The sequence below is a fragment of the Mesorhizobium sp. 128a genome (assembly GCF_053848025.1).
The window spans coordinates 178,629-191,168 of sequence record NZ_JBSPKY010000005.1; the positions used below are offsets into that span (position 1 = coordinate 178,629).

15 protein-coding genes are annotated in these 12,540 nt (G+C 60.6%); 8 read left to right on the forward strand and 7 right to left on the reverse strand.

Translation table 11 applies throughout. The features are described 5' to 3' along the window. Positions 1-61 precede the first annotated feature (61 nt). The 4 genes from ACWTU9_RS11685 to ACWTU9_RS11700 all read right to left on the reverse strand — a co-directional run bounded on the left by ACWTU9_RS11685 (position 62) and on the right by ACWTU9_RS11700 (position 3,185). Positions 62-355: a hypothetical protein gene (locus ACWTU9_RS11685; RefSeq protein ID WP_455858406.1), complete on the reverse strand. Its 294-nt coding sequence runs from the start codon at positions 353-355 to the stop codon at positions 62-64. Next, the gene (locus ACWTU9_RS11690; RefSeq protein ID WP_455858407.1) at positions 342-1,787 is read right to left on the reverse strand and encodes a type II and III secretion system protein family protein; all 1,446 of its coding nucleotides are present in this window, start codon (positions 1,785-1,787) and stop codon (positions 342-344) included. Before ACWTU9_RS11690 ends, ACWTU9_RS11685 begins: the two co-directional genes overlap by 14 nt. Positions 1,788-1,843: 56 nt before the next feature. Beyond that, on the reverse strand, positions 1,844-2,881 hold the full coding sequence (gene cpaB / locus ACWTU9_RS11695; RefSeq protein WP_455858408.1) for a Flp pilus assembly protein CpaB: 1,038 nt from the start codon (positions 2,879-2,881) through the stop codon (positions 1,844-1,846). Between the two features lie 91 nt (positions 2,882-2,972). Then, positions 2,973-3,185 (reverse strand): Flp family type IVb pilin, encoded by a 213-nt coding sequence (locus ACWTU9_RS11700; protein WP_455858409.1) that lies wholly within the window; start codon positions 3,183-3,185, stop codon positions 2,973-2,975. Between the two features lie 529 nt (positions 3,186-3,714). Here ACWTU9_RS11700 and ACWTU9_RS11705 point away from each other — a divergent pair. The 5 genes from ACWTU9_RS11705 (at position 3,715) to ACWTU9_RS11725 (ending at position 8,177) form a co-directional block, all read left to right on the forward strand. Then, on the forward strand, positions 3,715-5,091 hold the full coding sequence (locus tag ACWTU9_RS11705; protein WP_455858410.1) for a CpaF family protein: 1,377 nt from the start codon (positions 3,715-3,717) through the stop codon (positions 5,089-5,091). After that, positions 5,091-6,062 (forward strand): type II secretion system F family protein, encoded by a 972-nt coding sequence (locus ACWTU9_RS11710; protein WP_455858411.1) that lies wholly within the window; start codon positions 5,091-5,093, stop codon positions 6,060-6,062. Before ACWTU9_RS11705 ends, ACWTU9_RS11710 begins: the two co-directional genes overlap by 1 nt. A 78-nt stretch (positions 6,063-6,140) precedes the next feature. Beyond that, positions 6,141-7,031 (forward strand): type II secretion system F family protein, encoded by an 891-nt coding sequence (locus ACWTU9_RS11715; protein ID WP_455858412.1) that lies wholly within the window; start codon positions 6,141-6,143, stop codon positions 7,029-7,031. A 57-nt stretch (positions 7,032-7,088) separates the two neighbouring features. Further along, positions 7,089-7,628 carry a tetratricopeptide repeat protein gene (locus ACWTU9_RS11720; protein ID WP_455858413.1) on the forward strand — a complete coding sequence of 180 codons (540 nt, stop codon included), beginning with the start codon at positions 7,089-7,091 and terminating at the stop codon, positions 7,626-7,628. Positions 7,629-7,637: 9 nt separating this feature from the next. Next, positions 7,638-8,177: a prepilin peptidase gene (locus ACWTU9_RS11725; protein ID WP_455858414.1), complete on the forward strand. Its 540-nt coding sequence runs from the start codon at positions 7,638-7,640 to the stop codon at positions 8,175-8,177. A gap of 84 nt (positions 8,178-8,261) precedes the next feature. Here ACWTU9_RS11725 and ACWTU9_RS11730 read toward each other — a convergent pair whose 3' ends face one another. Together ACWTU9_RS11730 and ACWTU9_RS11735 are read right to left on the reverse strand one after the other, a co-directional pair. Continuing rightward, the gene (locus tag ACWTU9_RS11730) at positions 8,262-8,981 is read right to left on the reverse strand and encodes a response regulator (protein WP_454576897.1); all 720 of its coding nucleotides are present in this window, start codon (positions 8,979-8,981) and stop codon (positions 8,262-8,264) included. Next, a complete protein-coding gene (locus ACWTU9_RS11735) occupies positions 8,968-9,501 on the reverse strand; it encodes a MarR family winged helix-turn-helix transcriptional regulator (RefSeq protein ID WP_455858415.1) in 534 nt (177 codons plus the stop codon). Before ACWTU9_RS11735 ends, ACWTU9_RS11730 begins: the two co-directional genes overlap by 14 nt. A 252-nt stretch (positions 9,502-9,753) precedes the next feature. Here ACWTU9_RS11735 and ACWTU9_RS11740 point away from each other — a divergent pair, with 252 nt between their 5' ends. The 3 genes from ACWTU9_RS11740 (at position 9,754) to ACWTU9_RS11750 (ending at position 11,881) form a co-directional block, all read left to right on the forward strand. After that, positions 9,754-10,647, forward strand: coding sequence for a branched-chain amino acid aminotransferase (locus ACWTU9_RS11740; protein ID WP_112561042.1), 894 nt, complete (start codon positions 9,754-9,756; stop codon positions 10,645-10,647). Positions 10,648-10,792: 145 nt separating this feature from the next. After that, positions 10,793-11,101 (forward strand): hypothetical protein, encoded by a 309-nt coding sequence (locus ACWTU9_RS11745; RefSeq protein WP_455858416.1) that lies wholly within the window; start codon positions 10,793-10,795, stop codon positions 11,099-11,101. 141 nt (positions 11,102-11,242) lie between these two features. Continuing rightward, a complete protein-coding gene (locus ACWTU9_RS11750) occupies positions 11,243-11,881 on the forward strand; it encodes an MBL fold metallo-hydrolase (protein ID WP_455858417.1) in 639 nt (212 codons plus the stop codon). Positions 11,882-11,946: 65 nt separating this feature from the next. On the opposite strand, the gene ACWTU9_RS11755 is transcribed toward ACWTU9_RS11750, so the two are convergent. Then, a complete protein-coding gene (locus ACWTU9_RS11755; protein WP_454585584.1) occupies positions 11,947-12,366 on the reverse strand; it encodes a BA14K family protein in 420 nt (139 codons plus the stop codon). Between the last annotated feature and the right edge of the window lie 174 nt (positions 12,367-12,540).

Consider the following 12,540-nt stretch of genomic DNA (forward strand, 5'->3'; position numbering starts at 1 on the left):
TTAGCTCCCCTGGCGCCAGAACCCTCGTTCGCCTGGCGCGTATAAAACCGCATCCTTCTGTTCAGTTCGTGGTCGGTGTACCGACATTGACCGTGATGTTCGGCGCCGGCGGCGGCGGTGGCGGAATCTTGTACCTCTGGGCGACACCGGCAGAGCGTGCGCCGTCACCTTCGATTTTGGTGTTCTTCGAGGCCGGATTGAGCGGATCGACCGTCTGCAGCAGCGAATTGAATTTCTGCGTATCGCCGGCAGCCAGTGTCACCGTGTCGTAGTTGTTCAGATAGTCGGCTGCGCAGCCAGTCAACGCGCCGGCACACAGGAGGAGGAGGATCAGGACGACGCTATTTCTTGACATAGAGCATCTTGTCCTTCGATTTGACGTCGAGCATGTGGCCATAGGGGCCGGTGACGCCGTCGCCTTGTTCATATTTCCGGATCATGTCCTTGTTCACCTCGAGCTGACCGAGCACGAAGAATTCCGGATCGTTGGCCGGCCGTGTCTTGTCGAACGGCGTCGCCAGTTGTTCGCCTGGCTTCACCGGCCGCACGACGTGCGGCGTGACGATGACCACCAGTTCGGTCTCTTCCTTCTGATTGCTCGAATTGCGGAACAGCGTCCCGATGACCGGCACCTGGCCGAGCCACGGCACCTGCTCCTGAAGCTTGGTTGTCTTGCTCGACAGAAGCCCGCCGACCGCGAAGCTCTGTCCGTCGCGCAGTTCGACGACGGTATCAAGCTTGCGGTTGGTGAAGATCGGGTCACCGGCGGTGGTGAAGCCGGTGAGGTCGCTGACCTCCGGCGCCAGCTTCATATGGATCTTGCCGTCGTCGAGTACCACCGGCGTGAACAGCAGATTGACGCCGAATTGCTTGTACGTGATGGTTACCTCGCCATCGTTGCCGATGACACGGATAGGCACTTCGCCACCAGCGTTGAAGCTGGCGGGCTCGCCGGAAAGCGTTGTCAGGTTGGGATTTGCAAGCGTGCGCACGACCCCCTTGGCCTCAAGGGCTTCAATGATCAGGTCGACCTTGATGTTGCTGTCAATGACGCGGGTGATCAGCGCCGCGAAGGGATTGCTGGTCGACAGCAGGCCGGTGAGGATATCGCCCGGGCCGAGCACTATATTATCCTTGTCGACGGTGGCGATGCCGGTTGCGGCGCGTGTCGTGCCGCTGCCGTTCGTGCTCCTGATCGACACGCCGAGATCGCGACCGGCGTTGCGCTTGGCTTCCAGAACACGGACCTCGAGGTTGACCTGCTGGCTGTCGTCGACAATGACGGAATTTATGATGGCGTCAGGCCCATACTGCTGCACCACCTCCATGATGGATGCCAGCGTCGCGCCATCCTTGACGTGACCGCCAAGCCTCACCTTGCCGTTGATCGAACCGATCTCGATGCGCGCCCGGGGCGCCACCTGGCGGATCGCTTGCGCCATGTCGCTGACGTCGACGCCGACCTCGATCTGGATCACGCCCAGCGAGCGCTTTTCCGGGGAGAACAGGTTAACCGTGGTGGTGCCGGCGCTCTTGCCGATGACATAGAGCGTGCGGTCGGTCATCGGCTGGGCATCGGCGATCTTCTCGTCGCCGACAACGATATCGCCGAGATTGGCGCTCACCTGGAGAGTCACCGACTGTGACATCGGCAGGAAAATCCGATGGACGCTGGGGTTCGACACATCGATGAAACGGTCGGCTGCGTGGGCTGTAGAGCCAAACGGCAATAGCCCCGCAGAACAAGCCAGAGCGGCAGCCGCCAGTGGTCCCCAGAACGCACGCATCTAAAGCTACCCCCTTGCCGGCTGATTCGGACTCCACCTATCCTAATATGCCGGTATTACTTTTGTCGCGGCACATCATATTTTTCGAGTTTTATACCTCGAAAAACACCGACTGTCGCGCGCGCCGGTGGTTCCGGCTGCACATATTTGACCACTTCCTTTACAACTTCCTGTACCTGCGGCGCAGATGCCACAGCCGGGGCCGGCTTGATCTTGCTCAGATCGTCGAGCTTGCTGCCTACCCGGTCAACGGCCTGCGTCAGCCCGGCCAGTTTGTCGTCGGCGCGCTTGCGATCGGCTGCCGCCTCGGCTTCGGCTGCCGCCTGCTTGGCAAGTTCAGCCTGCCTTGTGGCGACATCGTCGGGCGTATCGCCGGTCAGGTCCGAAAGCGTGACGCGTTCGGTCGTCTCGCCCTTGCTGGCCGCCGCCTGACGGAGCGCCAGCGACAGCTGGCCAGCGCCGGCGGCCAATGTCAGCTTCTGCGCATCCTTGGTGCTGACCTCCAGCGTCACCGACTTCACCACCGTCGGGCTATCCTTGCTCTCATCCGCCACCTGGTCGACGGCGAGCACCTTCATGCTCTGCAGCAATACATCGACGAAACTCTTGTCGGGGCCTTCATCGCTGCGCACCGTACGGGTCAGCAGCACGTCGACACGGTCGCCAGGGAAAACGAAGCCGGCAACGCCGAGCACGTCGTTGACCCTGATGGAAACGGCTTTCATGCCTTCGCCGAGCACTGCCGAAAGCGTGGCACGCTGGCCGGGGCCTGTGATCTTTGTAGCAATTATGGGCTCATTGGCCCCGATCGCCTGCAGTGCCTGCTTGGCGTCGCCGGTCAGGAGCTCCTTGGTGCTCTTGAAGGCGCCAACCGGGACCGCGCCAGCCGGCCATGCGATTTCACGTAACTTTTCGGCGGTCAGCGTGTCGCCGAACTTCAGCGCCACTGCCGCCACCACCACCGTGTCACGCTGGACACCGTTCGCTTGCGCCAGCGCATTGCGCTGGTTCGCCAGCCAGATATTGGCAAGTACCACGGCCAGGACGCCGAACACGCCGGCGAGAACGATCATGATGATTGTGTTAGCGCGCATCGACCCAGCCCCCAATCCCATTGTGCATTAGCATCGCCCGCCCGGGCGATCAGGCCCGGGCATCGCTGCCCAGGCCTGAGATAGGTAAGTATCAGCTGCCGGTGCCGCTGCCGCAGGTACCGATACCGCTCGACTGCAGGTCGGTGCAGAGGTCGGTGAAACGACCGTTCACCCAGAGCCCGATGCCGACGATGATAAGGATCGCGGCGCCGGCGATGATGCCGACCAGGATAGAATATTCGACCATAGCAGCGCCGTTGTTATCGTCGCGGAACTGCCGGGCCACCGTCATGAGCTTTTTCATGTCAATGTCTCCCCTTGGAGGTTTGAACCCGACGAGACAGAGCCAAGGATGAACCCCATACCCAAGCATCCCCCGTCGACTTGATCTAAGTCTCACAAAAAAGCGAAGTCAAATGGGATTAACGGTTCCTTAACCTTCGAGTACCCCTCGAATACCAGTTGGGAAGCTAGTTCAATTACGACAAGGGATTGATTCGATTTGCTTTTTTAGCGCCCTTAACCATTCGTTCACAAATCTGCCGCACTCTTGCTGGGAACACCATCATATTAGCGTATGTGTATAATCCTTTATGTGTAAGGGTTTACGGGCTCTCCCGTTGACACATGAGCGCGTTGCAAGGCGAAACGTTTCGTGAGGTCGGAGTTGAGGTGTGCCCCCGGATACACAGTCCCAAAATAAAACGATTTTTTTGGGGTCTCGTCTTAACTATGTTGTAAGTATTCGATCCTTTCGGCCGCGCTCGGCGCTTGTGCCAGGTGTGGTTAACGCTTAGTTTCCAACCTTGGGGATTCTCGGGGGTTCGAGCGACATGTTAGGCCGCTTCATCAAGGGACCAAGTGAGCGTCAGGTGGAGCCGCTGGCTCCGACGCTATTGCAGCCGGTTGCAGCGCCAGCGGCGGAAATCGCGGCGAACGCCGATGATTTTCTGACGCTCAAGGTCGATCTGCACAGGCATCTCATTGAACGGTTCAATCTTGCGGTTCTGGAAACAGCATCCAAGGACGAGATCTTGAACGAGATCCGCCCGATCGTGCGCGAGTTCGTTCGCACCCGCGCCGTGCCGTTGAATGCTCGAGAACTCGACCAGCTTACCAGCGATACGGCGGACGAGATGCTCGGGCTGGGACCGATCGAACCGCTGCTCAAGGATGACTCGATCGCCGACATCCTGATCAACACCCACAATCGGGTATTTATAGAGCGCCGTGGTGTGATCGAGGAAACCGCGATCCGGTTCCGCGACGAGGCGCACCTGCTGCGTATAATAAACAAGATCGTGTCGGCCATCGGCCGCCGCGTCGACGAGTCCGCGCCCATGGTCGATGCCCGACTGGCAGACGGTTCGCGCGTCAACATCGCGGTGCGGCCAATTTCGGTGGATGGCCCGTTGGTGTCGATCCGCAAATTCTCCAAGAATCCCTATTCGCTCGAGCGGCTGATCGCGTTCAATTCGATCCGCCCGCCGATGGTGGAATTGCTGCGTATCGCCGTGCAGGCGCGCAAGTCGATCCTGGTTTCAGGCGGTACCGGCAGCGGCAAGACGACCTTGCTCAATGCGCTGTCGAGCTACATTCCATCCACCGAGCGACTGATCACCATCGAGGACGCGGCGGAACTGCAACTGCAGCAGCCGCATGTCGGCCGTCTAGAAACGCGTCCACCCAATGTCGAGGGCAGGGGCGAGGTTCGCCAACGTGAGTTGCTGAAGAATGCACTGCGCATGCGACCCGACCGCATCATCGTCGGCGAGGTTCGTGGCGAAGAAGCCTTCGACATGCTTCAGGCCATGAACACCGGCCATGAAGGTTCGATGACCACCATCCATGCCAACACGCCGCGTGATGCCATATCCCGGCTGGAGCAGATGGTCGGCATGGCCGGCATGCCGATGACGCATGAGTCCATCCGGGCCCAGATTGCCTCGGCCATCGATATCATCGTGCAGACGCAGCGTCTATCGGATGGCGGGCGGCGGGTCGTCTCCATATCGGAATTGACCGGCATGGAAGGCAACGTCGTCCAGCTTCAGGAAATCTATCATTTCGTTCGCCGCGACGTGACAGCGGAAGGCAAGATCATCGGCGATTTTCGCGCGACCGGCGTGCGTCCGCGTTTTGCCCAGGAAGTCGCGATGCTAGGGCATCAGTTTGCCAAGGAAGCCTTCAATCCGCAGGTTCCTCTCTGATGCCGACCGGCCAGACGCTACTTTACTTCATATACGTGCTCGCCGCTGCGTCGGTGATCCTGGCCGCGGAGTCCTTCTATGTATCGTATGCATCGCGGCGCGTCCGTGCCGGAGTCATAAACCGGCGTCTTCAGCGCCTGGCGGAAGAAGCACCGGCCGAAAAGACACTGCAAGGCCTGCTGCGCGAACGCGGACTGACCGATTCGGGGGATTATATCTTCGGCATGGTCGCCCTGAACCGGCTCTACACCCAGTCGGGCATCACCGGCAATCCGATGGCTTTCGCCGCAATGTTCCTGTTGGCAGGATTGGTGCTGGCCCTGGTCTTGCCCTTGATCCTCGGATTTTCGTCCATAGCAGGGCTCCTCGCCTTTTTGCTTGTGGGGTTCGCCCTGCCGCTTCTGGTGCTCCGGCGGGCACGCAACAAGCGTATCGTGAGATTCGCTGCCCAGCTTCCCGACGCATTGGACATGATCGTCCGTTCGCTGCGGGCCGGGCACCCGACCACCGTTGCTATCGCACTCGTGGCTCGCGAAATGCCTGACCCGCTCGGCACCGAATTCGGCATCGTTTCCGACGAAATCACATTCGGCCTCAGCCTTGAGCAGGCGGTGCGAAAGCTTTCGCAGCGAGTTGGGTTCGAGGGGCTTCATCTGCTCTCGGTGTCGCTGTCCATTCAAGCCAAGACCGGCGGCAACCTCACCGAAATCCTGGCCAATCTCTCATCCGTGCTGCGCGAGCGGCAGAAACTGCGCTTGAAGATCCGGGCATTGTCGGCGGAGGGTAGGATGTCGGCATGGATCATCTCGCTGTTTCCGGTCGTCATGCTTGCCCTGCTTATGATCATCGCGCCGAGCTACTACGGGGCTGTGTGGAACAGCCCACTCCTCATGCCGGCGTTCCTGATCTTCGGAATCTGGGCGTTGCTTGGTGACTTCATCATGTACCGAATGGTCAATTTCGATTTCTGACGAGAGCGAGATATAAACGTGTTTTCGGGTACCCAGGATCTGGGATTTCTGGTTTCCATCGCAGTCTTCCTGGCGGCGATGGCGCTGTTCCTGTTCGGCGCGCTGATTTTCCGGCCTGCCTTGCAGACGCGAAAACTGGTGACGGAAAGTCTGAAGTCCGAAGGCATCGCGAGCCGTCGGTCGCTGGTCGGCCAGGAGCAGCTCGCCAAGATAGCAGCGCAACGACCCGTCGATGCCTATTTCCGATCAGTGGAAAAAGAGCGAGGCGAGCCTAACGCTCTTGAAGCAAAGCTCTTTCGTGCCGGATTCTACCAGGCCAGCGCTCCGCTATTCTATACACTCGCCAGGATCGGCGCTGTCGCCGTCGGCTTTCTGGGAGTGTACACTGGCTTGCTTGCGGTGGTCCCACCGCAAATTCCAGGGGTTTTGGTATTCGCGGCAGCCGCGCTGTTTGGCCTCGCCTGTCTGGTTGTTCCGAGCATTGCGTTGGATCGCTTCGAGAATGCCAAGAAGGAAACCTATCGCCGGGGTTTTCCCGACTTCATGGATATGATGATTACTTGTGCCGATGCCGGCATGAGCCTGGAGGCCGCCGTGGAGCGGGTGAGCCAGGAATTGGCCGGCACGCACAAATGGCTAGGCATACAGCTTGCGATCATGAATCTGCAGTTGCGCGCCGGCAAGCCTTTGCGCGAGGCTCTCCGGGATCTTTCCGAGCGTCTTGGTCTCGATGAGGCGCGGGCGCTTTCGATATTGTTCCGGCAATCGGAGGAACTCGGCACCAGCCTGACGGATGCTCTGCGCGTCTACAGCGACGAGATGCGCGGCAAGAGAATTCTTAGGGCAGAGGAACGCGGCAATGCGCTGCCGGTCAAGATGATGATCCCGCTGGGGGTCTGCGTCTTTCCGGTGGTTCTGATGATTGTCCTGCTGCCGATCATCATTCGCATGAAGGGTATTTTCTTCTAGTTATGGTTACGCTTTGATTCTAATGTGATGTTAGGGGCAACCCTTGGGGACATAAATATGAGATGGCAAAATGCGGCCGCGGCCGGCCTGTTGATCATGGCGATTGCCGGCTGCCAGACTGACGCCGCGGACGGTGTCGTTCGCACCAACGAACCCTCCAAGGGCGACGTGACGGCTTTTGGCGATGCTTTCGACGGGCTGAAGACGGTCAGCGATGTCGAATACTATGCCTCCGACCTGGCCGTCGCCGAAGCCAAGAACCAGTTCCGCGCGGAAAATTACGGCAATGCCGGCGCGCTGTTCTACAAGGCGACGCAACTGGCGCCAAATGACGGTGTTGCCTGGCTGGGTCTCGCCGCCTGCAGCGACCGCATCCATCGCTTCGACCTTGCCGACCGGGCCTATGGCCGGGCGTTCAAACTGATTGGCCCGACACCCGAATATTACAACAATGTCGGCTATTCGTATCTGCTGCGCGGCAAGCTGCAGGACGCGCGCACCAACTTCCTCAAGGCCTATGAGCTGGCGCCCAAGGATCCGACCGTGGCCAACAATTTGAAGCTCCTGTCGTCCAGCGTGCAGAATGTCGAGCGGTAGAGCGCCTCTATGTTGCTTGCCGCATCGCTGCTGCTGAAGGCGTTGGCGATCCCTCTGCTTGCGAGGATCGCGTGGCTCGACTTCGTCACCCAGAAGATATCCAACAGCAATGTGCTGCTGCTGCTTTGCCTGGGCGCCGGGTCACTGCTGTTGTTGGCTGTTCAGTCCGGATCCTGGTGGGATATGGGGCTGAGCGCGATTGCCGGCCTGCTGCTGTTTGTCGTGTTCTTCCCGTTCTGGGTCTTGCGCAAGATCGGTGCCGGCGATGTCAAGCTGATGGCTGTGATCCCGATCCTGGTCGGCGGCACCGGTCTCGTCGTGTTTTCTCTGCTGCTGATGGTGTTCGCCGTGGCCATGGCCGTGGTCGTGAAAAACCCGTTCCTGCTGCCGGCGGGCGCATTTCGCCTCTATGTCCAGCATATGGACCGGAAGGGCGTGGTGCCGTTTGGCGTGCCGATTTCGGCAGCTGCGATTGGCGCTATCGCCGTCGGCATCTACTGGAGTTTGGTCTTCGCCAGCAGCTCCGGAATCCTGGAACAGCTTCACTGAAACCCCAGCAATCCGCTCTGTTGTCGCGAGACCTAAAATCAAAAGCGCAACCGGCTGGATTGAAACCGCCCGGCCGAGGCGCGCCTATTCCACGCTGAGCCGATAGCCGATGCCGCGCACCGTCTGCAGCCAGACCGGGTTGGACGGGTCGCGCTCGATCTTGCGGCGCAGGCGGTTGATCTGGACGTCGATGGTGCGCTCGCCGACTTCCGAATCGTCGCCGACCAGCTCATGGCGCGGTATGGTTTCGCCGGCGCGTGCGGCGAAGATCGCCAGGATCTCCTGCTCGCGGTCGGTCAGCTTCAGCGCCTCGCCGCCACGCTTCAGCTCGCGCCTGGCAATCTGGAAGGTGTAGGGGCCGAAGACCAGCTGCTCGACCTTGGGCGTGGTTGCCGGGCCGCCGCGGCGCAGGATGTTGTTGATGCGCAGGATCAGCTCGCGCGGGTCGAAGGGCTTGGGCAGATAATCGTCGGCACCGGCCTCCAGCCCGGTGATGCGGCTGTCGGTTTCCGAAAGCGCCGTCAGCATCAGGATCGGCACGTTCTTCTCCTCACGCAGTGCCTTGGTGAGGTCGACGCCGGTTTCACCGGGCATCATGACGTCGAGGACGAGGAGGTCGAAGTCGAGCCCGGCGAGCTTGCGCCTGGCTTCGCCGGCATTTCCCGCGACGGTGACCCGAAAACCGTTTTCGGTCAGATATTGCTTGAGCAAATTGCGGATGCGGGTGTCGTCGTCGACCACAAGCAGATGCGGCGCGTCATCGTCCGGCGCCGCCGGCTGGTCCACCCTGTCAATGGTCTCCATGGCTTTTCCCTGACATGTTTGCAGGCACAATGTCGATCTGCGCCCTTAGTTCCGGATTGACCATGGCTTCCAGGAATCTTTCGATCAAGGGGCGCTCGCTGGCTCCGGAATCTTCCAATGCAGCACGGATGCGGCGTGACTGTGGCCGCGCCAGGGCCAGCGCCAGGGCGCGGCCCTTGGCCGTCGGGTAGAGTTCACGCTGGCGGCGGTCGCGCGGGCCCTGCAACTGCACGATATGGTCGGTGTCGATCAGCTGCTTCAGCACCCGCGCCAGGCTCTGCTTGGTGATCTTAAGCACGTCGAGCAGTTCGGCGACCGTCAGCCCCGGCCGGCGGTTGACGAAATGCAGCACCCGGTGATGGGCGCGGCCGAAGCCGTAATCGGCCAGGATCTGGTCGGGATCGGACGTGAAATCGCGGTAGGCAAAGAAGAACAGTTCGATGATGGCGAAGTCGATGCCGTCCTCCTCGGTGATCGCCGTCTTGATCGGTTTTCCGGCAGCTGGGCTTCGATCCGTCATCATTTCTCCGTCCATAGAGGGAAATTATGTCAGTACTATTGACGTAATTTCCCCGCAATGGTAATTTTTGACAAGCTTTTGGGCGGATTGCGAACGAAAAGGCAAGGGAGCGCGGTTTTTCCGGAACTTCCTGAGTTTGCCAGAGTTCGATTATCCGCTTACGCTTCAAGATACCCGGCCGCCCTGACGCGGCTGTCGCGAAACAAACAAGAACACCAATGATGTGCGGGCCGCCGCCCGCGGGAGGTTTCCATGGCATCCGTTCCCTTCGACCAGCTTGAAGGCTTCATCTGGATGAACGGCGAGTTCGTCAAATGGGCCGACGCCAAGATCCACGTGCTGACCCACGGCCTGCACTATGCCAGCGCCGTCTTCGAGGGCGAGCGCGCCTATGGCGGCGCGATTTTCAAGCTGAACGAGCATACCGAGCGCCTGCATGAATCGGCGCGCCTGCTCGGCTTCAAGATTCCCTATTCGGTGGCCGAGCTCAACGACGCCTCGACCACGCTGTTGAAGAAGCAGGGTTTCCAGGACGCCTATGTCCGGCCGATCGCCTGGCGCGGCAGCGAACAGATGGGCGTTTCGGCGCAGAACAGCCGCATCAACTGCGCCATCGCCATCTGGCAATGGCCGAGCTATTTCGACCCGGCGCAGAAGCTCAAGGGCATCCGCCTCGATCTGGCGGAATGGCGCCGGCCCGATCCGCGCACGGCGCCGTCGAAGTCGAAGGCCGCCGGCCTCTACATGATCTGCACCATGTCCAAGCATGCCGCCGAGGCCAAGGGCTATGCCGACGCCATGATGCTCGACTGGCGCGGCCAGGTCGCCGAAGCCACCGGCGCCAACATCTTTTTCGTCAAGGACGGCAAGATCCATACGCCCAAGCCCGATTGCTTCCTCGACGGCATCACCCGCCGCACCGTCATTGGCCTCGCCAAGGACCGTGGCCTCGAGGTGATCGAGCGCGCCATCATGCCTGAGGAGCTCGAAGGTTTCGAGCAGTGCTTCCTCACGGGGACGGCGGCGGAAGTGACGCCGGTTTCCGAGATCGGTCCCTACCGATTCGAGGTCGGCGAGATCGCCAAGACTTTGATGAACGACTATTCTGCTGCAGTGCAGCCTAAGCATGCGATAGCCGCAGAATAACGGAAATCACAGCTTTTTTCGCAAGCAGGGGCGGTTTTAGGGCCGCCCCTTTTATTTCAGCATTTACGCATTTGACTTTCGTCTAATTCGGCGTCTCATGATGGTGTCGGCCCGGGAGGCTGGCAGCTATGGAGGGACTAGGGACATGGATACGAACACGCTCATTGCGATCGTTGTGCAGGTAATAGCGGGTGTTATCGGTGGTCAGGCGGTCGGCGTCGCGCTGAAGAATGCGGCGATGGGCCAGTTGACCAAAATCCTGGGCGGCGCCATTGGCGGCGTCGGCGGCGCGGCGATCCTCGGCAGCCTGCTCGGCGGCGGCACGGTCGACCCGGCAGCGGCCGCGACGGCAGCAGGCAGCGCGTTTAACGTAGACAATCTCGTCGGCGGCGCAGGCGGCGGCGCGATCCTGACCGGCATCATCGGTGCGGTCATGGGCGCGATGAAGAAATAAGCCTCGAAATCTCGGGCTTCGTCAAATGGGCGGCCGTTGGGCCGCCCATTTCTGTTTTGGGGTCTGTCAAGATTGTCGCGGAGCTGTGGACGTTGCCTGCCTGTGCCTCTACATCACGCCAGACACAGCGAAAGGACAATCATGGGTCAGCTCAATGCCGGCATCGTGCCGGTCACGCCCTTCCAGCAGAACTGCACCATCCTGTTCGACATGGATGACAAGCATGGCGTCGTCGTCGACCCGGGCGGCGACATCGGCCAGGTGCTGGCGGTGCTGAAGGACAATGCGATCTCGGCCGGTGCGATCTGGATCACGCATGGCCATATCGACCATGCCGGCGGCGCCATGGAGCTGAAGCAAGCACTCGGCATCGAGATCATCGGCCCGCACGAGGCTGACAAGCTGCTGCTCGACAATCTCGAAAACCAGGGCCAGCGCTACGGTATTGCCGGGGTGCGCAACTGCGTGCCCGACCGCTTCCTCAGCGAGGGTGAGACGGTGTCGTTCGGCTCGCATGTATTCGAGGTGCTGCATTGCCCCGGCCATGCGCCGGGTCATGTCGTGTACTATAACCGGGCGGCCAAGTTCGCCCATGTCGGCGATGTGCTGTTTCGCGGCTCGGTGGGGCGCACCGATCTGCCGGGCGGCGATCATGCGACGCTGATCGCCTCGATCAAGAACAAGCTTTTGCCGCTCGGCGACGACATCGGCTTCATCTGCGGCCATGGTCCGGGCGGCCGTTTTGGCGAGGAGCGGCGGACCAATCCGTTTCTGACTTAGCGATGTCTTTTTGCCAAACAAAAAAGCGCCGGCCTTGCGGTCAGCGCTTTTTTGTCAGGGAAACCTCAATTGGCGGTGCAGAAATGCTGCTCGCCGTCATTGCCGGTGAACGTGCCGCTGCGGGCATTGAAGCTCCGGTAGCGGTCCGAGCAGTACTCGTACCAGTCGCGGGTCCACGGCTCGGCATAACGGTCGGCATAGACGACGCGCGGCTGTGCGTAGTAACGGCGGACCGGCCGCACTTCGCGGTACTCGTAGTCGTCGTCGTAAGCGCTGTTGTAGCGCGGCTGCGGGTTGCTCAGCGCGCCGGCAATCAGGGCGCCTGCCGCGAGGCCGACGACACCTGCGGCGAGAGCGTCGCCATTATGGTGGCGGCCATGATGATGGCGCCAGCCCCAGTCATCGGCATTGGCTGCAGAAAAGGTGGTGAGCGTGGTCGCGGCGAGCGCGGCGCCCAGGATGGCGGTCTTGAAAATGCGGTTCATTTTGGTCTCCTTCGTGCCGGTCCGGGTAGTTCTTTCGGGGATGCGGTCCGGCCTTGGGGACGATTAATAGGAGACCGTGGCTGAACGGGGGCTGAACGGAATTTGCACCTTTAATTCAGGTCATGCGGCAAAAACCACACGCTTGCGGAAGGCGCTCCGCCTCATCAATCTCCG